We start from the raw sequence: 23,083 nt of genomic DNA, 5'->3' as shown, positions 1-23,083 counted from the left end.
GCCCGGGGGCTTGCGAAACCGCAAAGGTGCAGGCAGGAAAGGCCAAAGACCAAGGAGGCCCCATGTCCCGCATCTTCCGCGAAGGTCACCGCACCTTCTATCTTGCCGCGATCCTCTTTGCCATCGTGGCGATGGCGCTTTGGGGCCACTGGATCGCCGCCGGGCTGACCGGGGATCTGCTGCCCACCCGCGCGATGCCCGTCGACTGGCATGCGCATGAAATGATCTTCGGCTATGGCGGCGCGGTGCTGGCGGGGATCTTCCTCGCCTCGGCGCCGAAAGCGCTGCGGGGGATCTATTTTCCGATGCTGGCCGGGCTCTGGCTGGCCGGGCGGCTGGCGATCGCCTTTTCGGCCTTCCTCCCCGCGCCCGTCGTTGCGCTGATCGATCTGGGCTTCGGCGTTCTGGTGATGGCGAAGATGGCCTGGCCCGTGGCGCGGCTGAAGAAGCTGGAGACGCTTTCTTATCTGGGCATCTTCCTGTTGCATTGGGTCTCCGACCTGATCATGCATCTGGACTGGATGGGGGTTGCGCCGGGCCTTGCGCCCAAGGGCGCGATGGCGGGGCTGATGGCCTGTGCCACGATGAACGCGGCCTTTGGCGGCAAGCTGACCGCGGGGCTGACCCGCAACGCCATGGTGCACAAGGGCGAGACCGCGCTGCCGCGGCCAAGCGGGCTGGACACCTGGGGGCCGATCTTCACCGCCTTTTGCGTGCCTGCGGCCTTCCTGCCGCCACGCGCCTTTGGTGCCGTGCTGGTGCTCGCCGGGGCGACGAACCTGTTCCGCGCCATGGGCTTTCGCAATGGCTGGGCCTTCAAGCATGATGCGCTGCTCTCGGGCTTTCACATCGGCTTTCTGTGCCTTGGCACCGGGCTTTATGCGATGGGCATGGCCGGGGTGATGGCGATGGAGATCTATCCGGGCGCCGTGCATCTGCTGGCGATCGGCGCCGTCGCGGGGCTGTCCTCGGCGGTGATGATCAAGATGAGCCTTGGGCAATCGGGGCGCCGGTCGGTGGCGACGGCGCCGCTCAAGGCCGCGGGGCTGTTGCTGATCGCGGCGACCTTGCTGCGCGCCTTTGGCGAAATGCAGATCGGGCTGATCGCCTCGGCCGGTCTTTTCGTGGCGGGGTATGCGGCGATGCTGGCGGGGCTCTGGCCCGCGCTGAGCGGCGAAAAGCTGCAACCCGGCACGCCGGGGGCGCGGCCCTTGGGCCACGGCCCGAAGATCCCGGTTCAGGGCGAAGGCGACCAGGCCTGAGCCTGCGCCGGACCGAGGCGGAGCAGATCGACGGCCCTTGCCCCGATCTGCGTCGCGATCTCCTCGGCGGTCTGGGGTTTCAGATAAAAGGCAGGCACGGGCGGCAGGATGATGCCGCCCATTTCCGTCACCGCCGTCATGTTGCGCAGATGCGCCAGCGTCAGCGGCGCTTCCCGCGCGAGCAGGATCAAGGGACGGCGTTCCTTCAGCTGCACCGAGGCCGCGCGCGTCAGCAGATTGTCATCCAGCCCATGGGCAACGGCGGCAAGCGAGCGCATCGAACAGGGCGCGACGATCATCCCCGCGACGGGGCATGAGCCGGACGCAATCGCCGCACCGACATTGCCGATCGCATGGTGATGCGCCGCCATCCCCTGCAGCCGCTCGAGCGCGCCCATGTCGGCCTCGGTCGCAAAGGTCAGCTTCGCGGCGGACGACACCACCAGATCGATGTCCGCCCCGACCCTGACCAGCGCCTCGGCCACGGCGAGCGCCAAAAGCGCGCCGGAGGCACCGGAAACGCCCAAGACAACGCGGGCACTCATTTCACACCGCCGGGGAAATGGCGCTTCAGCAGCGTCTCGGCGAAGGCCGTATCCTCGGGGCGCATCTTCATCACCGTGCCCCATTCGCGCGTGGTTTCCGTGCCGATCTTGTTCGTCGCATCGATGCCGATCTTGCCCGCCAGCCCTTCGAGGGGCGAGGCGAAGTCAAGATAATCCATCGGCGTGCGGTCCAGAATGACGGTATCGCGCGCCGGATCCATCCGCGTCGCCATCGCCCAGGCGATGTCATCCCAGTTGCGCGGGTCGATGTCTTCATCGACGACGATGATCATCTTCGTATAGCTGAACTGGGCGAGCATCCCCCAAAGCGCCATCATCACCCGCTTCGCCTGACCGGGGTAGCGCTTGGCGATCTGCACCACCGCGATGCGATAGGAACAGGCGGCGGGCGGCAGGAAGAGATCGCGGATCTCCGGGATCTGCTGGCGGAAGACCGGCATGGCGAGCTGGTTGAACACCTCGCCGATGATCGCGGGCTCGTCCGGCGGGCGGCCGGTATAGGTCGAGAGGTAAATCGGGTCCTTGCGATGGGTCAGCGCCGAGACGCGCAGCACCGGGAAAGGCTCGACCGAGTTGTAATAGCCGGTGTGATCGCCAAAGGGGCCCTCGGGCGCGGTGTCATTCGGGTGAATCCAGCCCTCGATCACCATTTCGGCCTCGGCAGGCACCATCAGCGGCACGGTTTTCGCGGGCACCAGATGGCTGCGGGCGCCGCGCAGCACGCCCGAGAAGGTCAGTTCCGAGACCTGTTCGGGCAGGGGCAGCGCGGCGGAGAGCAGCGTCGCCGGATCGGCGCCCAGAACCATGGCGACCGGCATCGGCTGCCCCGCGGCAAGCCAGGTCCGGTGATGCGCCGCCCCGCCGCGATGCGCCAGCCAGCGCATGATGATGCTTTCCGGCCCATGCAGCTGGGCGCGATAGATGCCCAGATTGTAGCTCATCACCGCATCGGCCGCCGTGCCATGGGGCCGCGTGATCACGACAGGCCAGGTGAAGAGCCGCCCGCCATCGCCGGGCCAAAGCTTCTGCACCGGCACGTCCTCAAGGTTCAGACCCTTGCCCGGCTCCAGTACCACATCCTGCACCGGGCCTTTCTTCGAGACATTGACCCGCGTCGAGAGCGCCGCCTTCAGCATCGGCAGGCGGCTGAAGGCATCGCGCATCCCCTCGACCGGGGCGGGGGATTTCAGATCGGCCAGAAACTGCCCGAGTTCCGGCACCTGATCGAGCCGCAGCCCCAGCCCCGCCGCCACCCGGTCGGTGGTGCCGAAAAGATTGGTCACCACCGGAATCGCCGACCGCGCCCCCGAGGGCAGCACCGGCGCATCAAACCGAAGCACCGGCCCGCCTTGTTCCAGGACCGCGCGGTGCACGGCGGACATCTGCAGATCGGTCGCGACGGGCTCGGGGATCGCGCGCAGATCGCCCTTCGATTTCGTCCAGTCAAGAAAGGACCGCAGATCGGTGAAAACGGGCAGGCTGCGCATGGGGTCCTCCGGAAGGTCTTGGGTCCGCTAGCATCCCCGGTTAAAGAGAGGTTTGATATTGATCAAGTTGCCGCATTGTGAGCCGCGTTAAAGCAGCCCATCTAGCGGAGGGGCCATCCGCCCGACGAAAGGAGCGCCATGTCCGACCATGACCAGACGATTCCCCGCCTGCCCAGCTTGATGGGACGGGCGATGCGGCCCCTGCCGCTGGCACCGCTCTCGGTGACGCTGTCGATGCTGGCGCGACGGATTGCCACACGCCACCCCGGGCTCTTCGCCCGGCTGGGGCACTATCGCGAATGCCGCTTCCTGCTGGACCCGACCGATCTGCCCTTTCTGCTGCTTCTGGATCTGCGCGCGGGGGGCGTGAAAGTCAGCGCGCATCGCCGCCCGCCGATGGCCGAGGCGCGGATTGCCGGGCCGATCGCGGCGTTTCTGGGCATGATGCATGGCGCCTATGATGGCGATGCGCTGTTCTTTTCGCGCGATCTGGTGGTCGAGGGCGACACCTCGGCCGTGGTCGCGCTGCGCAATGCGATCGACGATGCGGAGCTTGACCTTGCCGCCGAACTGGCCGAGATGGCAGGCCCGCTGAAACCCTTCGTTCAACAGGCGGTGAGCCTCGCCGAAAAGGGCTCGGGCGTGGTGCTGCACCGCGTCGATACGCTGGCAGGAGACTGGACATGATGGAACTTGTTTGCCCCGCGGGCACCCCGGCCGCCCTGCGCGCCGCGGTCGAGGCGGGGGCGCATGCCGTCTATTGCGGGTTCTCGGACGAGACGAACGCGCGCAATTTCCCGGGGCTGAACTTCTCGACCGAGGAACTGACCGCCGCCGTGGCCGGGGCCCACAAGCGCGGCGCCAAGGTGCTGGTGGCGCTCAACACCTTCCCGCGCGCGGGCGCGGAAAAGCTGTGGCATCAGCGGCTGGCCGATGCCGAAGCCGCGGGCGTCGATGCGGTGATCCTCGCCGATATCGGGCTTTTGGACTATGCCGCGACGCACCACCCGAAGCTGCGTCGGCATCTGTCGGTGCAGGCGGCGGCCTCGAACCCCGATGCGATCAACTTCTACGCCGAAACCTTTGACGTGAAACGGGTTGTCCTGCCGCGCGTGCTGACGGTGCAGGAGATCGCCGCGATCAACAAGGAAATCAACGTCGAGACGGAAGCCTTTGTTTTCGGCGGTCTTTGCGTGATGGCCGAGGGGCGCTGCGCGCTCTCCTCCTATGCCACGGGCCTGTCGCCGAACATGAACGGCGTCTGTTCCCCGGCAAGCCATGTCGTCTATGCCGAGGAAGGCCCGGATCTGGCGGCGAAGCTGGGCGGGTTCACCATCCACCGCACCCCCAAGGACCAGCCCGCGCCCTATCCGACGCTTTGCAAGGGCTGCTTCACCTCGGGCGAACAGACCGGCCATGTCTTCGAAGATCCGGTGAGCCTTGACGCCCGCCACCTGATCCCGGCGCTGGCCAAGGCGGGGGTGACGGCGCTGAAGATCGAGGGGCGGCAGCGGTCCCGCGCCTATGTGGCCGAGGTCGTGCGCGCCTTCCGCGCCGCGACCGATGCTCTGGCCGAGGGCCGCGATCTGCCCCTGGCCGAACTGGCCCGCCTGACCGAGGGCCAGCAGGCCACGGCCGGGGCCTATGCGAAGACCTGGCGTTGAGGATTTGAAGATGACGATGGACCTCACGGTTGGTGCCAACCTGTTTTTCTGGACCACCGATGCGACGCGGGGCTTTTACGAACGTCTGCGCGCGGCGCCGGTGGCGCGCGTCGTGGTGGGCGAGGTGGTCTGCTCGAAACGGCTGCCGTTTTGGGAACATGACATCCCGCTGATCGTCTCGACGCTGAAGGATGCGGGCAAGGAAGTGGCGCTGTCCACGCTGGGCCTGATCACGCTCAACCGCGAACGCGCGAAGACGAAAGACCTGTTCGACATGGGTTTGCCGGTCGAAATCAATGACATCACCGCGTTGAAGAACCTCCCCGAGGGCACGCCCTTCTGGGTTGGCCCCTTGGTGAACGTCTATAACGAGGGCACGCTTGCCTATCTGGCGCGGCGCGGGGCGACGCGGATCTGTCTGCCGCCGGAGCTGCCCTTGAAGTCGATCGCGGCCCTGTGCAAGGCGGGCAAGGAGGCGGGCGTGGCGGTCGAGGTCTGGGGCCATGGGCGGCTGCCCTTGGCGATGTCGGCACGCTGCTATCATGCGCGGCTGCATGACCGGGCCAAGGACAATTGCCAGTTCATCTGCGGCGCCGATCTCGACGGGCGCGAGGTCGACACGCTTGACGGTCAGGCGTTCCTCTCGGTGAACGGGGTGCAGACGCTCTCGGCCGCGACGGGCTGCGCCGCCTATTACACCGAGGCTTTGGCCGAGGCGGGGGTGTCGGCGCTGCGGCTTTCGCCGCAGACGGGCGATTTCAACGGGCTCTGCCAGGGCTATGCGGATCGTCTGGCAGGCAAGGTCTCGCCCGCCGATCTGGTGGCGAAACTTCTGCCCGAGGCGCCCGGCGGCCGCTTTGCCGATGGCTTCTTCGACGGGCCTTCGGGCTCGGACTGGCAGCACCGATTTCGGCCTGACCGCCCAAGCCTGTCTTGGCCGCGGCGCTGACGCGGCCATGCGCAACAGATCCCCCTGACCGCCGGGGGCCCCAAAGGCCCTCGGCCAGCGCCCGCCCCGCCCATGGCGGCGCTTTCGCGCCGCCGGGGCTGGGCGCTGGCCTCTCGCGCGCTTGGGGATGCGGTCTTTGCAACGCTGTCGCGACACGGGCGGGGAAAAGCAGTGCTTTTCCTGATCCGCCCGAACCGACCATTTTCTCCCCCTCCTCAGCCGTGCACATCTTCTTCGAAATGATCCAAGTCATGCACAGCTTTGCACAGGCGCGCTAGGCTTTCCCGGTCGGGACACCACCACCGGAGAAGACCATGAGCACGCGGCTGCGGGATTTGACGCCCTTGATCGTTCCAAGCGGTTCGCGGGGCAGCACGGGGCCGGTGCGCAGCCAGCATCCCGCCTATGTCACCCTGACCCCGCCCTGTCAGGCCGCCTGTCCGGCGGGGGAAAACATCCGCGCCTGGCTGTCGCTGGCACAGGACGGCCGCTACCGCCAGGCCTGGGAGAAACTCACCGAAGACAATCCGATGCCCGCCGTGCATGGCCGCGTCTGCTATCACCCCTGCGAGACCGGCTGCAACCGGGCCGAGGTGGACAGCGCGCTGTCGATCCACGCGGTCGAGCGGTTCCTGGGCGACATGGCCACGCGCGAGGGCTGGGCCTTTCACCGGCTGCGCGACGCCACGGGCAAGCGCGTGCTGATCGTCGGCGCGGGGCCTGCGGGGCTTTCGGCCGCTTATCACCTCGCCCGCATCGGCCATGAGGTCGAGATCCGCGAGGCCGGGCCGGTCGCGGGCGGGATGATGCATTTCGGCATTCCCGCCTATCGGATGCCGCGGGCGGAGCTGGCCGCCGATGTGGCGCGGATCGAAGCGCTCGGCGTCAGGATCACGCTCAACCACAAGGTCACGGACCTGATGGCGGAAAAGACCGCGGGCGGCTTTGACGCGGTCTTTCTGGCGATCGGTGCCGGGATGGGCAAGCGCGTCGAGATCCCCGCGCGCGATGCCGCCCGGGTGCTGGATGCGGTGAAGCTTCTGCGCGACACTTCCTCGGCCGCGCCGCCGATGCTGGGGCGGCGCGTCGTCATCTATGGCGGCGGCAACACCGCGATGGATGCCGCGCGCACGGCCAAGCGTCTGGGGGCCACCGAAACCATCATCGTCTACCGGCGCGACCGCGACCACATGCCCGCGCATGGGTTTGAAGCCGATGAGGCGCTGGAAGAGGGCGTGAAGATCCGCTGGCTTTCGACGATCAAGGAAATCTCGGGCTCCGATCTGCAGATCGAGCGGATGGAACTGGACAGCGAGGGCCGCCCGCAGCCGACGGGCGAGATCGAGACGCTTTCGGCGGATGCGCTGGTGCTGGCCGTGGGGCAGCAATCGGACAGCGGATTTCTGCAGGCGGTGCCGGGGCTTGCCTTCACCCCCGATGGCGCGGTGGTGATCGGCCCCGACATGCAGACCGGCGCTGCGGGGATTTTCGCGGGCGGCGACATGGTGCCTGCGCAACAATCGGTGACGATCTCGACCGGGCATGGCAAGCTGGCCGCGCGCCACATCGACGCCTGGCTTTCGGGCGGCGCGCATCGGCCCGAACCCCCTGCCCCTCTGGCCGGATTTTCCCGGCTCAACCTGCCGGTCTATGCCGATGCGCTGCAAAGCGCCGAGCGGCGGCTGGCCGAGGCCGCACGACTGGGCGGCTTTCAGGAAATCATCAAGGGGCTGACCACGAGAGAAGCCCGCTACGAGGCGCAACGCTGCTATTCCTGCGGCCAGTGCTATGAATGCGACAACTGCTTTGCCGCCTGCCCGGAACAGGCGATCGTCAAGCACGGCCCCGGCCGCGGCTATCGCATCGAGCTGACGAAATGCACCGGCTGCGCCAGCTGCGTTGCGCAATGCCCCTGCGGCGCGATGGAGCTGATGCCCGAGGAGACCTCTCATGCGTGACAGTCTGGCCGAAACGCCCAAGGCCGCGACCGAAACCGGCCTGCGCGCGGTGATGGATGGCAACACCGCCGGGGCCCATGTCGCCTATCGGGTGAACGAGGTCTGCGGCATCTATCCGATCACGCCCTCCTCCACGATGGCGGAGCTGGCCGACGAATGGGCGGCGCGCGGGGTGACGAACATCTGGGGCAATGTCCCCGTGATTCAGGAAATGCAATCCGAGGCGGGCGCCGCGGGCGCGGTGCATGGCGCGCTGCAGGCGGGCGCGATGACGACGACCTTCACCGCCTCGCAAGGCTTGATGCTGATGATCCCGAACATGTTCAAGATCGCGGGCGAACTGACGCCCACGGTCTTTCATGTCGCGGCCCGGGCGCTGGCCACGCATGCGCTCTCGATCTTTGGCGATCATTCCGACGTGATGGCGGTGCGATCGACGGGCTTTGCGATGCTGGCCTCGGCCTCGGTGCAGGAGGCGCATGACATGGCGCTGATCGCGCAGGCGGCGACTTTGCGCGCCCGCGTGCCCTTTGTGCATTTCTTCGACGGTTTCCGCACCAGCCACGAGGTCAACACGCTGCGGCTGATCCCCGATGACACGATCCGCGCGATGATCGACGATGATCTGGTGCGCGCCCATCGGGCCCGGGCGCTGTCGCCCGACAATCCGGTGGTGCGCGGCACGGCGCAAAACCCCGACGTGTTCTTTCAGGGCCGCGAGGCGGGCAACCCGTTCCACGCCGCCGTGCCCGCGATCGTCGCCGCGGAAATGGCGCGGCTGGGCGCCCTGACCGGGCGGCGCTATGGCCTGGTCGATTATCTGGGCGACCCCGAGGCCGAACGGGTGATCGTGATCATGGGCTCGAGCGCCGAGGTGGTCGAAGAGGCTTTGACGGCCCTGAATGCGCGGGGCGCGAAACTGGGCGCGCTGATCGTGCGGCTGTACCGCCCCTTCCCGGCCGCGGCGTTTCTGGCCGCCCTGCCCGCGACCTGCACGAAGCTGGCCGTGCTCGACCGCTGCAAGGAACCCGGTGCGCCGGGGGAGCCCTTGTTCCTTGATGTCGTGGCGACGCTGTGCGAGGCGGTGGCGACCGGCACGCGCGCCACCCTGCCGCGCATCACCGGCGGGCGTTACGGGCTGTCGTCCAAGGATTTCGACCCGGCGCAGGTGAAGGCGGTTTACGACGAGCTGGCGAAAGACGCGCCGAAACAGGGCTTCACCGTGGGCATCACCGATGATGTCAGCTTCACCAGCCTGAGCGTCGATCCGGACTTTCACACCGAGCCCGAAGATGTTGTCCGCGCGGTCTTTTTCGGCCTTGGCGCCGATGGGACGGTGGGCGCCAACAAGAATTCGGTCAAGATCCTGGCCGAGGAGGCCGGGCTTTCGGCGCAGGGCTATTTCGTCTATGACAGCCACAAGTCGGGGGCGCAGACGGTGTCGCATCTGCGCTTCGGCCCGCGGCCGATCAAGGCGCCCTATCTGATCCATCAGGCGAATTTCGTTGCCTGCCACCAGTTCCCCTTCCTGTCGAAAATCGACATCCTGCGCGTCGCGGCGCCGGGCGCGACGGTGCTTTTGAACGCGCCCTTCGGACCCGACAGGATCTGGGACCGCCTGCCAAGGTCGGCGCAGCAGACGATCTTGACGAAGGGGCTGAAGCTTTACGTCATCGACGCCAACAAGGCCGCGCGCGAGGTGGGGCTGGGGCGGCGGACGAACACCATCCTGCAGACCTGTTTCTTTGCGCTTTCGGGCGTGCTGCCGCGCGAGGAGGCGATCGCGCAGATCAAGGCCGCGATCAAGAAAACCTATGGCCGCAAGGGCAAAAGGGTGATCGAACAGAACTGGGCCGCCGTCGATGGCGCGCTGGAACGGCTGCATGAGGTGAAAGTCCCAGGCGCCGTCACCTCAGGCTTCGAGCGCCCGCCCGCCGTGCCGCCCACCGCGCCCGAATTCGTGCGCCGCGTCACCGCGCTGATGATGGAGGACCGCGGCGACGAGATCCCGGTCAGCCTTTTGCCCGCGGACGGCACCTTCCCGACCGGCACCGCGGCCTGGGAAAAACGGAATGTCGCCGACGAGGTTCCGGCTTGGCGCAGCGACCTGTGCATCCAGTGCGGCCAATGCAGCTTCGTGTGCCCGCATTCGGTCATCCGGGCGAAATATTTCGACGAGGACCTGCTGGAAGGCGCGCCCGAGGTGTTCAAATCCGCCCCGGTCAATGCCCGCGGCTATCCGGGCGCGCGGTTCAGCCTGCAATTCCATGTCGAGGATTGCACCGGCTGCGGATTGTGTATCGAGGCCTGCCCGGCGCAAAGCCCGGTCGAGCCGGGCGTCAAGGCGCTGAACCTGACCGACAAGGCGGGGCTGCTGGAAGAGGCGCGGCAGGCGATGGGCTTTTTCGCGCATCTGCCGGTGAACGACCGCGCCCGCGTCGATTTCGCCAATGTCCGCGGCGTGCAATTCCTGGAACCGCTGTTCGAGTTTTCGGGCGCCTGCGCGGGTTGCGGGGAAACCCCTTACGTCAAGCTGCTGAGCCAGCTTTTCGGCGACCGGCTGATGATCGCGAATGCGACCGGCTGTTCCTCGATCTATTCGGGCAACCTGCCGGTGACGCCCTGGACGAAGAACTGCGAAGGCCGCGGCCCGGCCTGGGCGAATTCGCTCTTCGAAGATAACGCCGAATTCGGTCTGGGCTTCCGGCTCGCGGCCGACAAGCATCTGGACCTGGCGCGCAATCTGGCCGCGGACATGGCCCCCGAGGTCGGCGAGGATCTGGTGGCGGCGATCCTGTCGGCGCCGCAGATCCGCGAAAGCGAGATCCGGGCGCAGCGCGAGCGGGTGGCGACGCTGAAGACCCGGTTGCTAGCACATCGCGACGCGCCGCGGGCGCAACATCTGATGAGCGTGATCGACCATCTGGTGCGGCGTTCGATCTGGATCGTCGGCGGCGATGGCTGGGCCTATGACATCGGCTATGGCGGGCTTGATCACGTTCTGGCCTCCGGGCGCAACGTGAATATCCTTGTGATGGATACCGAGGTCTATTCGAACACCGGCGGCCAGGCTTCGAAGGCCACCCCCCTTGGCGCGATTGCGAAATTCGCCGCCGCGGGCAAGCGTACCGCGCGCAAGGATCTGGCGCTGCAGGCCGTCGCCTACGGCAATGTCTATGTCGCGCAGGTGGCGATGGGGGCCAATCCGCAACAGACCCTGCAGGCCTTCCGCGAGGCCGAGGCCTATGACGGCCCGTCCCTCATCCTGGCCTACAGCCATTGCATCGCGCATGGCTTCGACATCCGCCGCGGGCTTGACCAGCAAGACCGCGCCGTCGCCTCGGGCTACTGGCCGCTTCTGCGCTACGACCCGCAGCTGCGCGGCACAGGAGAGGCGCCGTTCCGGCTCGACAGTCCGCGCCCGACCCTGCCCTTCAAGGACTATGCCTATAACGAGCTGCGCTATTCCGCGCTGGCCGCCACCCGACCCGAGGAGGCGGCGGCCTTGCTTAACGACGCGCAACAGGCGGTGCTTGAAAAATATCGCAGTTACGAGGACTTTGCACGTATGGATGCAGGACCGGACCCGGCCCGGGCCCTCGGCGCGGCCGGCAAGATGTGAGGATCCCGGAATGGACTTGAAAACCCGCTATCTGGGCCTTGATCTGCAAAGCCCCGTCGTCGCCTCGGCCAGCCCGATGAATGCGCGGCTGGATGTGCTCCGGCAGCTGGCCGATTGTGGCGCGGGCGCGGTGGTGCTGCCCTCGGTTTTCGAGGAGCAGATCTGGCACGAGCAGCGCATCCTTGACCAGCTTGTCGAGCATGGCACCGAAAGCTACGGCGAGGCCTTGAGCTATTTTCCGGCTCAGGCGGCCTTTGCCTTTGAAAGCTCGAACACGCTCGGGCTGGTGGAACGGGCGGCAACCGCGCTGAGCGTGCCGGTCATCGCCTCGATCAACGGCACCACCGACACCGGCTGGACCGACACCGCGCATGACATGGAGGAGGCGGGCGCCGCCGCGATCGAGCTGAACGTCTATTTCCTGCCCACCGACCCGAATGTCTCGGGCTCGGATGTGGAGCGGCGCACGCTCGATGTGGTGCGCGCGGTCTGCGAGACGGTGAAGATCCCGGTGGCGGTGAAGATCGGGCCCTATTTTTCGTCGCCCGCGCATATGGCCAAGCGCATCGTTGCAGCGGGGGCAAAGGGGGTCGTGCTGTTCAACCGCTTCTATCAGCCCGAGATCGACCCGGTCGGGCTGAGCGTCACCCCGGCGCTGCAGCTGTCGACGCGCTACGAGATGCGGCTGCCGCTGTTGTGGGTGGGCGTGTTGTCGGGGCGGCTGGGCGGTTCGCTTGCGGCCTCGACCGGGGTCGAAAGCGCCGAGGATGTGGTGCGCTATCTTCTGGCCGGGGCGGATGTGGTGATGAGCACCTCGGCGCTTTTGCGGCACGGGCCGGGGCATATGGAGGTGCTGGTGCGCGGGCTTGAAGACTGGCTGACGGCGCGGGGGGTGAACCATCTGGGCGCGGTGCGGGGGATGCTGGCGCATGGCGCGATCGAGGATCCCGAGGGCTACGAGCGGGCGAATTACATCAAAGTGATGCAAAGCTGGGCCAGGGACGGCAAGAAAGCGTGAAATTGACGCGCGGATTAACGTGACGGCAAGACCCGGCGCCTAAAGTGGCCTCGCCGTTTTGCCGCACTGGAGTCATCATGCTGTTCCGCTCGAAGTCCACTGTCGAGACTGTCCTTGAAAAAGCAGAGAAAACCGCCGTCGAAACCGCGCTGGCGGTGGTCATCTTCGACATGACCGGCAAGATCGAGCAGGCAAATCCGGTCTACAGCGCGCTGATGGGCTATGCGCCCGCGGAATTGTCCGGGAAATCCATCGCCGTGGTGATGCCGCCCGAAGATGCCGCGCGCATCGGCAAGGGCCCGTTCTGGGACGGTCTGCGCGCGGGCCAGGTGCAGCGCGTCACCGCGGCGCGGCTGCGCAAGAACGGCGACACCGTCTGGATCGAGGCGACCTATGTGCCGGTCCGCGACAGCGCGGGCAAGGTCACGCAGGTGGTGAACTTTGCCGCCGATGTCACCGAAAAAACCCAAAAAGCCAAGCGGATGGAGGCGATGATGCAGGCCATCTGCCGCTCGGCCGCGGTGATCGAATTCAGTCTGGACGGCACGGTGACCGAGGTGAACGAGAATTTCCTGAAGGTCACCGGCTACGCCGAGGCGGAGGTGATCGGCAAGTCACACCGCATGTTCATGCCCGCGGGCAAGGCCGATCTGCCCGATTATGCTCAGTTCTGGAACACCCTGCGCGCGGGCCAGCTGGTCGAGGGCGAATTCCTGCGCATCGGCAAGAACGGCCGCGAAATCTGGCTGCGCGCCACCTACAACCCGCTCTTCGGGCTGGACGGAAAGCTGACCGGCATCGTGAAATTCGCCTATGACGTGACGGCGGACAAGACCATCGCCCTCGATCAGGCCGGGCAGATCACCGCGCTGAACCGCTCGCAGGCGACGATCGAATTCGACATGAACGGCAACACCCTGACCGCGAACGACATCTTTTTGCGGGCTCTGGGCTACGGCCTGCCGGAAGTGATCGGCAAGCACCATTCCACCTTCCTCAGCCCCGAAGACCGCGACAGCGCCGCCTATCGCAGCTTCTGGGCCGATCTGCGCGCCGGACAGCCGCAGGTGGGCGAGTTCCGCCGCATCGGCAAATCCGGGCAGGAGGTCTGGATCCAGGCCAGCTACAACCCGATCCTCGACGCCGAGGGCAAGCCCTACAAGGTGGTGAAATTCGCCACCGACATCACCGCGCGCAAGGCGGCGATCTTCGAATTCCAGCAGGCGATCGCCGCGATGAGCGCGGGCGAACTTGACCACCGGCTTGACCGGCCGATGGCGGCGGAATTCGAGACCCTGCGCCAGAATTACAACGAGGCGATCGGCCGGATGGCGGAACTGGTCGGCTCGATCCTTGACAGCGCGCAATCGATCCAGAGCGAGACCGAAAGCCTGTCCGGGGCCTCGGCGGAGCTGGGGCGGCGCACCGAAACCCAGGCGGCCTCGCTGGAAGAGACCGCGGCGGCGATCAACCAGCTCGCCTCCTCGGTGGAAAGCTCGTCCTCGGGCGCGCGCAATGCGGCGGGCGCGGTCGGCAAGGCGCGGCAGCGCTCGACCGAGGGGCGGCGCGTCGTGGAACAGACGATTTCGGCGATGAACGACATTGCCCGCAGCTCGGAACAGATCTCGCGCATCACCAGCGTCATCGACGACATCGCCTTCCAGACCAACCTTCTGGCGCTGAACGCGGGCGTCGAAGCCGCGCGGGCGGGCGAGACCGGGCGCGGCTTTGCCGTTGTCGCCTCCGAAGTGCGGGCGCTGGCGCAGCGCTCTTCGGAAGCGGCGCGCGAGATTGCGGAGCTGATCGAAACCTCGGGCCGACAGGTGCGGCAGGGCGTCGATCTGGTGAATTCCTCGGGTCAGGCGCTGGGCGAGATCGATCATCTTGTCGCCGAGGTCGATACGCTGGTGCAGGCGATCGCCAATTCGGCCGCCGAACAGTCGATGGGCCTGGGCGAGATTTCCTCGGCGGTGAACCAGCTCGATCAGGTGACGCAGCAAAACGCCGCGATGTTCGAAGAAAGCTCGGCCGCGGTGGCGGTGCTGCGCGATCAGGCCGGGCATCTGTCGGCGCAGGGGGCGGTGTTCCGGACCGGGGGCGAGGGCGCGGGGGCGCAGAGCTTCCGCCGCGCCTCGTAAAAATGCAAAGGGCCGGTCTGCACCGGCCCTTTTGTCGGATCTGGTCGCGGGCCCCGGCCTCAGGCCGGGTTCGACCGGCGCCAGCGCAGCGAGGACATCAGGCTCAGCCCGATGAAGACGACGCCCAGAAGCCCGGTCGCCCATTCCGGCACATGCATCAGGGTCTGGGCGAACATCGCCACCGACAGCACCAGGATCGACCAGAACGCCCCGTGTTCCAGATAGCGGAACTCGCTCAGCGCCTGGCGTTCGACCAGCATCACCGTCATCGAGCGCACGTAGAACGCCCCGATGCCCAGGCCGATGGCGATCAGGAACAGGTTTTGCGTCAGCGCGAAGGCGCCGATCACGCCGTCGAAGCTGAACGAGGCATCGAGCACCTCAAGGTAAAGAAAGGCGCCCAGCCCGCCCTTGGCGACATCACCCGAAAGCGAGGCCTTGTCGAGCACCTGCCCCAACCCCTCGACGGCAAGGAAGGTCAGAAGCCCGGTGCAGGCGGCGACCAGAAAGGTGCCCTCGGTCTTCACCGGCAGCCACCAGGCAAAGGCGAGCACGATCGCCAGCAGGAAACCGACCTCGATGCCGCGGATCGAGGCCCAGGAGCTGAGCCGTTTCTCCAGCGCGACGAACCAGTGCACTTCCTTGCTTTCATCGACGAAATAGCTCAGCGCCACCATCATCAGAAAGGCGCCGCCAAAGGCCGCGATCGACAGATGCGCCTCGCCGATGATGCGCGAATATTCCGCCGGTTGCGTCGCGGCGATGCGAAGCGCCTCGATCGGGCCGATGCCCGCGGCGATGACGACGATCAGCAGCGGAAACAGGATCCGCATGCCGAAAACCGCGATCAGGATCCCCCAGGTCAGGAAGCGGCGCTGCCATTCCGGCGTCATCTGCCCGAGCTTGTTGGCGTTGATGATCGCATTGTCGAAGGAGAGCGAGATTTCCAGCACCGCCAGCACGCAGGCGACGAAGAAGAACGACAGCGCCCCGTGGGTCGTGTGCTCATAGGTGAAGCCAAGCCACATCGCCAGGGCAAGGCCAACCGCGGTGAACCCGAATGCCCAGCTGAAATATTGCAAGGTGCTGCGCATGATGTCTCCGTGTTGCCGCCGTCGGGCGCGAGGTGGTGAGCGCGATGTAGGCAGAGCGGCGAGACTGTGCAAGCCCCTCGGGCTGCGTCACGATGCGTTGGCGCCCTTGCGGCGTGTGAAACCGTAAAGCGCGATCAACTCCGTGGCGACATGGGCGCCCGCAATCGCGGTGGCGCCGGTGGGGTCATAGGGCGGCGAGACCTCGACGACATCGCCGCCGACCAGATTGATCCCGGCCAGCCCGCGCAGGATCGCCGCCGCCTGCCAGCTGGCCAGACCGCCCCAGACCGGCGTGCCCGTGCCCGGGGCAAAGGCCGGATCGAGGCCGTCGATGTCGAAGCTGATGTAGGTCGGCCGGTCGCCCGCCACCGCGCGGATCCGCGCCACGGTTTCGGCGACGCCCGCCTGATGCACGAAGGGCGCATCCAGAATGGTCACGCCGCAGGTGTCGGGGTTGTCGGTGCGGATGCCGACGGAAACCGTGGTCTCGGGGGCGACGAAGCCCAGTTTCAGCGCCTTGTACAGGAAGGTGCCGTGGTCGATCCGGCTCATGTCGTCATCAGCCCAGCTGTCGGAATGGGCGTCGAAATGGACCAGCGCGACGGGGCCGTGATGGGCGGCAAAGGCGCGCAGGATCGGCAGGGTGATGAAGTGATCGCCCCCCAGCGTGATCACCCCCGCGCCCTGCGCCAGAATGCCTGCGATGTGATCGGTCACCCGGTCGGGAAAGCTGGCCGTATGGGCATAGTCGAAGGCCAGATCGCCGTAATCGGCTATCGCCAGCTCGCTGAACGGATCGAAGCCCCAGCCATAGGGCGCGTCGAAGGCCTGCAGCGTCGAGGCTTCGCGGATGGCCCGCGGCCCGAAGCGGGTGCCCGGCCGATGGGTGACGGCCTGGTCGAAGGGCACCCCGGTCACTGCAAGATCGATGCCGGTCAGGTCCTTGGTGTAGCGCCGCCGCAGAAACGAGGTCGCGCCCGCAAAGGCGTTCTCGAAGGCCAGACCGCGCGGATCTTCCCGCGTGAAGGCCATATCTATCTGATTTTTCGCGTCTTCCAGTGCCATGAACATGCCCCCTTTTCATCGCATTGCGCCTTGATAGACTTGAGGTGTCAACCAAAACCTGCGTCACCCCGCCACATCTGGACTTATTCTAACTTGACGCAGATCAAGACCGCTGCCCGCCCGCCTGTTTAGAAGTATTCCATATTCAAAAAGACCCGGAGGGACCCGATGAAACGCACTCAGATCAGCCTGTTGGCCGTGGCCACGCTGCTTGCCGCCCCCGCCCTTGCCGAGGATGCCGCGCTGCGCGAAGAGGCCAAGGGCCTCTTTGAAGTGATCCCGATGCAGGCGCCGCAGCTGGCCGACAACAACACCGTCACCCGCGACAAGATCGATCTGGGGGCGATGCTGTTCTTTGATCCGCGGATGTCGAAATCGGGCGTGTTCTCGTGTCAGTCCTGCCACAACGTCGGGCTTGGCGGGGTGGACGGGCTGGAAACCTCGATCGGGCACGGCTGGCAGAAGGGGCCGCGCAATGCGCCCACCGCGCTGAACGCCGTCTTCAACGTGGCACAATTCTGGGACGGCCGCGCCCCGGATCTGGCGGCGCAGGCCAAGGGTCCGGTGCAGGCGGGCGTCGAGATGAACAACACCCCCGAAAATCTGGTGGCGACGGTGCAATCGATGCCGGGCTATGTCGAGGCCTTCGCCAAGGCCTTCCCGGGGCAGAAGGACCCGATCAGCTTCGACAATTTCGCGCTGGCGGTCGAGGCCTTCGAGGCCACGCTGATCACGCCGAATTCGAAATTCGACCAATGGCTGATGGGCGCCGATGGCGCGATGAGCGCGGATGAAAAGGCCGGGCTGAAGCTGTTCATCGACACCGGCTGCGCGGCTTGCCACAACGGTATCAACATCGGCGGCAACGGCTATTACCCCTTCGGCGTGGTGGAAAAACCCGGCGCCGAGGTGCTGCCCGCGGGCGACAAGGGCCGCTTTGCGGTCACCGCGACGGCGGATGACGAATATGTCTTCCGCGCCGGGCCCTTGCGCAACATCGCGCTGACCGCGCCCTATTTCCACTCCGGCAAGGTCTGGGATCTGCGCGAGGCGGTGTCGGTGATGGCGAATTCGCAGCTGGGCGCGACGCTTGACGACACGCAGGTCGATCAGATCACCGCCTTCCTTGGCACGCTGACCGGCGAGCAGCCCGAGGTGGTGCATCCGATCCTGCCGGTGCGCAGCGCCCAGACGCCCCGGCCCGAGCACATGAACTGAGCTCTGCGCAAATTTGCGGCACAAAGGGCGCGGGGTTCTTCCTCGCGCCTGTTCTTTTGGCGCCGCCCCGATCGTCCCCCGCAAGGACTTGCCGCAAAAGGAATACCTTGCAGACATATTGCCGCAAGGACACCGTTGCACTGTCAATCGCCGCGAAATCCTGACATATGTCAAAACAATATCTGTGACATGCCTTATTCCGTTTTCGGCAACCCCTGGAGCCAGCATGCGACTGACGACTCGGACCAACCTGGCAATGCGCACCCTGATGTTCTGCGCCGTGAACGGCGACAGGATCGTGCGCAAGCACGAAATCGCCGAGGCCTGCAACGCCTCGGAAAACCACCTGGCGCAGGTGGTGAACACGCTGGCGCAGCGCGGCTTCATCGAAACGCAGCGCGGGCGCTCGGGCGGGTTGCGGCTGGCGCGTCCGATGGATCAGATCGGCGTCGGCGAGGTGTTGCGCACCTTCGAAGCCGTGCTGCCCTTCGTCGAATGTCTGGACGGCGACAACAACACCTGTCCGCTGTGCGATGCCTGCCGTTTCCGCGATGCGATCGAGGCGGCGCTCGAGGCCTTTTACACCGCGATGGACCGCCATTCCGTGGGCGATCTGGTGCGCGACAACGACGCATTGGAGCATCTTCTGCGCCTGCCCGGGGCGCCGCGGATCGGCATCTGCGGGGCGGGGCCGCGGGCCCGCGCGACGCTGACGGCGGATCTGGACGTCTGACCGCTCCTCACGGAAATGTTTCGAAATCAACGGATTTCTCACGGCCCCGCAGGGTTTGCGCCTGCGGGGTCGGCCATTTTCCGCCCGGCCGTTTCGGGTAACGCTAACGCTCCTTTCATCGTGAGTTGAACTTTCGCGCGGGCCTGTTTAGCTGCGTCATAGTGTCGCCGCAATTGAGGCGCCCCATGACGGGGCAAGGCGACAAAGCGAGGCCCGAGATGCAACAGACGCAACAAATGGGAATGGTGTCTTCCGACCAGCAGGAAGGCGTGCACCGTCAACAGGTCGAGGCGAAAGCTTCGGTGCAGCAGCAGGGCCACGCGGAAAAACCCGTGCAGGCCGGCAAGACGATCACCGACTGGGCCTCGATCTGAGGCCCTCGGACCGGGGCCGCTGACCGGCTCCGCCGCGCAGGCCAAAGGCCGCGCAGACTTGCGGGACGGCTCTTGATCGGAGAGACTTCTTCTGATCCGGAGCGTCCCATGCAGTCCCCCCTTCCCTCTCCCCTCACCGACATTGCGGGCATCGGCCCCGCCACCGCCGAGGGTTTCACCCGCGCGGGCATCGCCAGCGCCGAGGCGCTGCGCGCCATGGGCGCCGATGCGGCCTATGAAGCCTGGCTGCGCGCGGGCAACCCGCCGCATTTCATCGGCTATTATGCTTTGGTGATGGCGCTGCAGGGCCGCCCCTGGAACGATTGCCGCGGCGCCGAAAAGGACGCGCTGCGCCTCCGCTTCGATGCGATGAAGGCGCGGACGCAGGGCAAGGAAAAGGGCCACCCCGGGATCGAGGCGGCCCTTGACGAAATTGGCGTCGGCCTTCGGCGCTAGCCGCAGGCCGGGACTGCGGCCGATCAGCCGACCAGTTCGAGGCCCGAGAAGAAGAAGGCGATTTCGACCGCGGCGGTTTCCGGCGCATCCGAGCCGTGGACCGAGTTTTCGCCGACCGAGAGGGCGAATTCCTTGCGGATGGTGCCATCGACGGCGTTGGCCGGGTTGGTGGCGCCCATCACTTCGCGGTTCTTGGCGATCGCGCCTTCGCCTTCGAGCACTTGCACGACGACCGGCTCGGACGCCATGAATTCGCACAGCTCGCCATAGAAGGGGCGTTCCTTGTGCACTTCGTAGAATTTGCCGGCCTGTTCCAGGCTCAGCTTGATGCGTTTTTGCGCGACGATGCGCAGGCCCGCTTCCTCGAATTTGGCATTGATCTTGCCGGTGAGGTTGCGGCGCGTCGCGTCGGGTTTGATGATCGAAAGCGTGCGTTCGATGGCCATGAGGGGAAGCCTCTTTGGTTGGGGACCGGCAAGCCGGTCAGAAAAGCGTCTGGCGCCTGCTATCATGCGGCAGGGATGTTGAAAACCCCCGGGCAACTGCCGTTTTGGGCAGGAAATGCGACAAATGCGCAACGCTGTCCCGAAAGGATTGCCCCTGCCCCGCGCCCGCGCCATTGACGCGGCCCCTCGGCTGGGGCAGAGCCGGACCATGCTCACGCTTGACGCCATCACCTATGCCATCGAGGGCCGCCCGCTGTTCGACGCAGCCTCGGCCCGCATCCCCACCGGACACAAGGTCGGCCTTGTCGGCGCCAATGGCGCGGGGAAAACCACGCTGTTCCGGCTGATCCGGGGCGAGCTTGCGCTCGAATCGGGCGAGATCGGCCTGCCCCAGCACGCCCGCATCGGCGGCGTCGCGCAGGAGGTGCCCTCCTCTGCCACGAGCCTGATCGACACCGTTCTGGCCGCCGATACCGAACGCGCCGATTTGCTGGCCGAGGCGCAGACCGCGACCGATCCGGGGCGGATTGCCGAGATCCAGACCCGGCTGGCCGATATCGACGCCTGGTCGGCCGAGGGCCGGGCCTCGGCGATCCTGCGCGGGCTTGGCTTTGACGCCGAGGCGCAGCGCCGCCCCTGTTCGGATTTCTCGGGCGGCTGGCGGATGCGCGTGGCGCTGGCGGGGGTGCTGTTTGCCCAACCCGATCTCTTGCTTCTGGACGAGCCGACGAACTATCTCGACCTGGAAGGGGCTTTGTGGCTGGAACAATATCTGGCCCGCTACCCGCATACGGTCCTCATCATCAGCCATGACCGCGATTTGCTGAACCCGGCCGTGGGCGCGATCCTGCATCTGGAAAACCGCAAGCTGACGCTGTGGAACGGGCCCTATGACCAGTTCGCCCGTCAACGCGCGGCGGCGCGGGCCAATCTGGCGGCAGCGGCGAAAAAGCAGGAGGCGCGGCGGGCGCATCTGCAAAGCTTCGTCGATCGCTTCAAGGCCAAGGCGACAAAGGCCGCGCAGGCGCAGGCCCGCGTCAAGATGCTGGAAAAGATGGAGCCGATCACCGCCCCCGAGGAGGCGGCGAAACAGGTCTTCAGCTTCCCGGTGCCCGAACAGCTTTCTCCGCCGATCATCACGCTGGATGGGGCGGCGGTGGGCTATGGCGACAAGCCGATCCTGCGGCGACTGAATTTGCGCATCGATCAGGATGACCGGATCGCGCTTCTGGGCCGCAACGGCGAGGGGAAATCGACGCTGTCGAAGCTTCTGGCGGGCAAGCTCGAGACCTGCGAGGGGCGGATTGCCCGGTCCTCGAAACTGCGGATCGGCTATTTCGCCCAGCATCAGGTCGACGAGCTGGACCTGACCGCGACGCCGCTTTTGCACTTGCAGCGCCTGCGCCCCGAGGAGCATCAATCGAAGCTGCGCGCGCGGCTGGCGGGCTTCGGGCTTCTGGCCGATCAGGCGGAAACCGCGGTGGGCAAGCTCTCGGGCGGGCAGAAGGCGCGGCTCTCGCTGCTTCTGGCCACTTTGGACGCGCCGCATCTGCTGATCCTTGACGAGCCGACGAACCACCTGGACATCGAAAGCCGCGAGGCTTTGGTCGAGGCGCTGACCGCCTATTCGGGCGCGGTGATCCTGGTCAGCCACGACATGCATCTTTTGTCGCTCGTCGCCGACCGGCTCTGGCTGGTCAAGGGCGGTGCGGTGGCGCCCTATGCCGCCGATCTGGAGGCCTACCGGGCCGAATTGCTGGCGGGCGATCCCGAGGACCGCCCCGCGCCGAAAGCGGTGGAAAAGAAGGCCGCCCCCCCCTCGCGCGAGCGGATTCTGGCGCTGCGCGCCGAGGCGCGCAAATGCGAGGAGCGGGTCGAAAAGCTGGCCGAGATGCTGGCGAAGCTTGACGAGAAACTCGCCGATCCTACCCTTTACGAGGCTGCCCGTGCCGCCGAGCGCGAGAAATGGATGCTCAAGCACGCCGAAGCCCGCGAAGCGATGGCGCGGGCCGAGGAGCTCTGGATGGCGGCGCTGGAAGCGCTGGAAACCGCAATGGCGGGCTGAGGGCACGGCCCGAAGGCAGAGGCAGAACATGACGCGCAAGATCATCATCGACACCGATCCGGGCCAGGATGACGCCGTGGCGATCCTGCTGGCGCTGGCGAGCCCGGAGCTGGAGGTTCTGGGCATCACCTGTGTCGCGGGCAATGTGCCCTTGGCGCTGACGACGAAGAATGCGCGGATCGTCTGCGAGCTGGCCGGGCGGCGGGATGTGAAGATCTTCGCGGGCTGCGACCGGCCGCTTTTGCGCCCGCTGGTGACGGCGGAATATGTGCATGGCAAGACCGGGTTGGACGGGATCGCCCTGCCCGAGCCCACGATGGCCCTGCAAGACCGGCATGCGGTCGATTTCCTCATCGAGACGCTGCGCGCCGAGGCCCCGGGGACGGTGACGCTCTGCCCGCTTGGGCCCTTGACGAATATCGCCACGGCCTTTCGCCGCGCCCCCGAGATCGTCTCGAAGGTCGAACGGATCGTCTTGATGGGCGGCGCCTATTTCGAGGTCGGCAACACCACCCCGGCGGCCGAGTTCAACATTTACGTCGACCCGCAAGCCGCGGAAATCGTGTTCAAATCCGGGGTGCCGCTGGTGGTCGTGCCGCTGGATGCCACGCACAAGGCGCTGACCACAAGGCCGCGGATCGCGGCGTTCCGGGCGCTGAACACCCCCGTCGGCGCCGCCGTGGCCAGCTGGACCGATTTCTTCGAACGCTTCGACAGGGCGAAATATGGTTCGGAAGGGGCGCCGCTGCATGACCCCTGCGTCATCGCCTGGCTGTTGCGCCCCGATCTTTTCGAGGGCCGCTTCATCAATGTCGAGATCGAGACCCAGTCGGAACTGACCATGGGCATGACCGTCGCCGATTGGTGGCGGGTGACCCCGCGCGAGCCGAATGCGCTGTTCCTGCGCGACATCGACGCGGAGGGCTTTTACAGCCTGCTGACCGAGCGCCTGTCTCGGCTTTGAGACA

General features: G+C 66.4%; 19 protein-coding genes. 14 read left to right on the top strand and 5 right to left on the bottom strand.

The features are described 5' to 3' along the window. The first annotated feature begins 62 nt into the window (after positions 1-62). Positions 63-1,262, top strand: a complete 1,200-nt coding sequence (locus RCAP_RS08605) for an NnrS family protein (protein ID WP_013067459.1) — start codon at positions 63-65, stop codon at positions 1,260-1,262. Here RCAP_RS08605 and RCAP_RS08600 read toward each other — a convergent pair. Together RCAP_RS08600 and RCAP_RS08595 are read right to left on the bottom strand one after the other, a co-directional pair. Next, a complete protein-coding gene (locus tag RCAP_RS08600; protein ID WP_013067458.1) occupies positions 1,238-1,807 on the bottom strand; it encodes a UbiX family flavin prenyltransferase in 570 nt (189 codons plus the stop codon). The two genes, RCAP_RS08605 and RCAP_RS08600, sit on opposite strands and share 25 nt — an antisense overlap. Next, a complete protein-coding gene (locus RCAP_RS08595; protein WP_013067457.1) occupies positions 1,804-3,315 on the bottom strand; it encodes a UbiD family decarboxylase in 1,512 nt (503 codons plus the stop codon). Before RCAP_RS08595 ends, RCAP_RS08600 begins: the two co-directional genes overlap by 4 nt. A 138-nt stretch (positions 3,316-3,453) precedes the next feature. Here RCAP_RS08595 and ubiT point away from each other — a divergent pair, with 138 nt between their 5' ends. The 7 genes from ubiT (at position 3,454) to RCAP_RS08560 (ending at position 14,664) form a co-directional block, all read left to right on the top strand. After that, a complete protein-coding gene (ubiT, locus tag RCAP_RS08590; RefSeq protein WP_013067456.1) occupies positions 3,454-4,002 on the top strand; it encodes a ubiquinone anaerobic biosynthesis accessory factor UbiT in 549 nt (182 codons plus the stop codon). Further along, the gene (gene ubiU / locus RCAP_RS08585; protein WP_031321196.1) at positions 4,002-4,979 is read left to right on the top strand and encodes a ubiquinone anaerobic biosynthesis protein UbiU; all 978 of its coding nucleotides are present in this window, start codon (positions 4,002-4,004) and stop codon (positions 4,977-4,979) included. The genes ubiT and ubiU overlap by 1 nt, the downstream gene beginning before the upstream one ends. A 16-nt stretch (positions 4,980-4,995) precedes the next feature. Beyond that, a complete protein-coding gene (gene ubiV / locus RCAP_RS08580) occupies positions 4,996-5,928 on the top strand; it encodes a ubiquinone anaerobic biosynthesis protein UbiV (RefSeq protein WP_050759975.1) in 933 nt (310 codons plus the stop codon). A gap of 314 nt (positions 5,929-6,242) precedes the next feature. After that, complete coding sequence (locus RCAP_RS08575; RefSeq protein WP_013067453.1) at positions 6,243-7,886, top strand: NAD(P)-binding protein; 1,644 nt, start codon at positions 6,243-6,245, stop codon at positions 7,884-7,886. Then, complete coding sequence (nifJ, locus tag RCAP_RS08570) at positions 7,879-11,508, top strand: pyruvate:ferredoxin (flavodoxin) oxidoreductase (RefSeq protein ID WP_013067452.1); 3,630 nt, start codon at positions 7,879-7,881, stop codon at positions 11,506-11,508. The genes RCAP_RS08575 and nifJ overlap by 8 nt, the downstream gene beginning before the upstream one ends. Positions 11,509-11,518: 10 nt before the next feature. After that, complete coding sequence (locus tag RCAP_RS08565; protein WP_013067451.1) at positions 11,519-12,526, top strand: dihydroorotate dehydrogenase-like protein; 1,008 nt, start codon at positions 11,519-11,521, stop codon at positions 12,524-12,526. A 77-nt stretch (positions 12,527-12,603) separates the two neighbouring features. After that, positions 12,604-14,664 carry a methyl-accepting chemotaxis protein gene (locus RCAP_RS08560; RefSeq protein ID WP_013067450.1) on the top strand — a complete coding sequence of 687 codons (2,061 nt, stop codon included), beginning with the start codon at positions 12,604-12,606 and terminating at the stop codon, positions 14,662-14,664. Positions 14,665-14,723: 59 nt separating this feature from the next. Here the strand turns inward: RCAP_RS08560 and RCAP_RS08555 are convergent, their stop codons facing one another. Both RCAP_RS08555 and speB read right to left on the bottom strand, forming a co-directional pair. Next, the gene (locus RCAP_RS08555; RefSeq protein ID WP_013067449.1) at positions 14,724-15,758 is read right to left on the bottom strand and encodes a DUF475 domain-containing protein; all 1,035 of its coding nucleotides are present in this window, start codon (positions 15,756-15,758) and stop codon (positions 14,724-14,726) included. 87 nt (positions 15,759-15,845) lie between these two features. Then, complete coding sequence (speB, locus tag RCAP_RS08550) at positions 15,846-16,823, bottom strand: agmatinase (RefSeq protein WP_013067448.1); 978 nt, start codon at positions 16,821-16,823, stop codon at positions 15,846-15,848. 168 nt (positions 16,824-16,991) lie between these two features. On the opposite strand from speB, the gene RCAP_RS08545 reads away from it, so the two are divergent. The 4 genes from RCAP_RS08545 (at position 16,992) to RCAP_RS08530 (ending at position 19,604) form a co-directional block, all read left to right on the top strand. Beyond that, positions 16,992-18,041 (top strand): cytochrome-c peroxidase, encoded by a 1,050-nt coding sequence (locus RCAP_RS08545; protein WP_013067447.1) that lies wholly within the window; start codon positions 16,992-16,994, stop codon positions 18,039-18,041. A gap of 226 nt (positions 18,042-18,267) precedes the next feature. Further along, on the top strand, positions 18,268-18,774 hold the full coding sequence (locus tag RCAP_RS08540) for an RrF2 family transcriptional regulator (protein ID WP_013067446.1): 507 nt from the start codon (positions 18,268-18,270) through the stop codon (positions 18,772-18,774). Positions 18,775-18,992: 218 nt separating this feature from the next. Further along, entirely contained in the window at positions 18,993-19,148 is a 156-nt protein-coding gene (locus RCAP_RS19585) for a hypothetical protein (protein WP_157834363.1), read from the top strand. Positions 19,149-19,256: 108 nt separating this feature from the next. Next, the gene (locus tag RCAP_RS08530) at positions 19,257-19,604 is read left to right on the top strand and encodes a TfoX/Sxy family DNA transformation protein (protein WP_013067445.1); all 348 of its coding nucleotides are present in this window, start codon (positions 19,257-19,259) and stop codon (positions 19,602-19,604) included. A 23-nt stretch (positions 19,605-19,627) separates the two neighbouring features. Here the strand turns inward: RCAP_RS08530 and ndk are convergent, their stop codons facing one another. Then, a complete protein-coding gene (gene ndk / locus RCAP_RS08525) occupies positions 19,628-20,050 on the bottom strand; it encodes a nucleoside-diphosphate kinase (protein ID WP_013067444.1) in 423 nt (140 codons plus the stop codon). Between the two features lie 208 nt (positions 20,051-20,258). Here ndk and RCAP_RS08520 point away from each other — a divergent pair, with 208 nt between their 5' ends. Beyond that, positions 20,259-22,115 (top strand): ABC-F family ATP-binding cassette domain-containing protein, encoded by a 1,857-nt coding sequence (locus tag RCAP_RS08520; RefSeq protein WP_013067443.1) that lies wholly within the window; start codon positions 20,259-20,261, stop codon positions 22,113-22,115. 28 nt (positions 22,116-22,143) lie between these two features. Beyond that, the gene (locus tag RCAP_RS08515; RefSeq protein WP_013067442.1) at positions 22,144-23,079 is read left to right on the top strand and encodes a nucleoside hydrolase; all 936 of its coding nucleotides are present in this window, start codon (positions 22,144-22,146) and stop codon (positions 23,077-23,079) included. Positions 23,080-23,083: the final 4 nt, after the last annotated feature.

Source organism: Rhodobacter capsulatus SB 1003 (assembly GCF_000021865.1).
GTDB classification, from domain to species: Bacteria; Pseudomonadota; Alphaproteobacteria; order Rhodobacterales; family Rhodobacteraceae; genus Rhodobacter; species Rhodobacter capsulatus_B.
The sequence above is the reverse complement of the archived record's forward strand: the minus strand, read 5'-3'. Positions and strand labels throughout refer to the sequence as shown.

Coding starts and splice junctions, on each gene's coding strand:
- RCAP_RS08605 (WP_013067459.1), top strand. CDS start 63: ATGTCCCGCATCTTCCGCGAAGGTCACCGCACCTTCTATCTTGCCGCG.
- RCAP_RS08600 (WP_013067458.1), bottom strand. CDS start 1,807: ATGAGTGCCCGCGTTGTCTTGGGCGTTTCCGGTGCCTCCGGCGCGCTT.
- RCAP_RS08595 (WP_013067457.1), bottom strand. CDS start 3,315: ATGCGCAGCCTGCCCGTTTTCACCGATCTGCGGTCCTTTCTTGACTGG.
- ubiT (WP_013067456.1), top strand. CDS start 3,454: ATGTCCGACCATGACCAGACGATTCCCCGCCTGCCCAGCTTGATGGGA.
- ubiU (WP_031321196.1), top strand. CDS start 4,002: ATGGAACTTGTTTGCCCCGCGGGCACCCCGGCCGCCCTGCGCGCCGCG.
- ubiV (WP_050759975.1), top strand. CDS start 4,996: ATGGACCTCACGGTTGGTGCCAACCTGTTTTTCTGGACCACCGATGCG.
- RCAP_RS08575 (WP_013067453.1), top strand. CDS start 6,243: ATGAGCACGCGGCTGCGGGATTTGACGCCCTTGATCGTTCCAAGCGGT.
- nifJ (WP_013067452.1), top strand. CDS start 7,879: ATGCGTGACAGTCTGGCCGAAACGCCCAAGGCCGCGACCGAAACCGGC.
- RCAP_RS08565 (WP_013067451.1), top strand. CDS start 11,519: ATGGACTTGAAAACCCGCTATCTGGGCCTTGATCTGCAAAGCCCCGTC.
- RCAP_RS08560 (WP_013067450.1), top strand. CDS start 12,604: ATGCTGTTCCGCTCGAAGTCCACTGTCGAGACTGTCCTTGAAAAAGCA.
- RCAP_RS08555 (WP_013067449.1), bottom strand. CDS start 15,758: ATGCGCAGCACCTTGCAATATTTCAGCTGGGCATTCGGGTTCACCGCG.
- speB (WP_013067448.1), bottom strand. CDS start 16,823: ATGGCACTGGAAGACGCGAAAAATCAGATAGATATGGCCTTCACGCGG.
- RCAP_RS08545 (WP_013067447.1), top strand. CDS start 16,992: ATGAAACGCACTCAGATCAGCCTGTTGGCCGTGGCCACGCTGCTTGCC.
- RCAP_RS08540 (WP_013067446.1), top strand. CDS start 18,268: ATGCGACTGACGACTCGGACCAACCTGGCAATGCGCACCCTGATGTTC.
- RCAP_RS19585 (WP_157834363.1), top strand. CDS start 18,993: ATGCAACAGACGCAACAAATGGGAATGGTGTCTTCCGACCAGCAGGAA.
- RCAP_RS08530 (WP_013067445.1), top strand. CDS start 19,257: ATGCAGTCCCCCCTTCCCTCTCCCCTCACCGACATTGCGGGCATCGGC.
- ndk (WP_013067444.1), bottom strand. CDS start 20,050: ATGGCCATCGAACGCACGCTTTCGATCATCAAACCCGACGCGACGCGC.
- RCAP_RS08520 (WP_013067443.1), top strand. CDS start 20,259: ATGCTCACGCTTGACGCCATCACCTATGCCATCGAGGGCCGCCCGCTG.
- RCAP_RS08515 (WP_013067442.1), top strand. CDS start 22,144: ATGACGCGCAAGATCATCATCGACACCGATCCGGGCCAGGATGACGCC.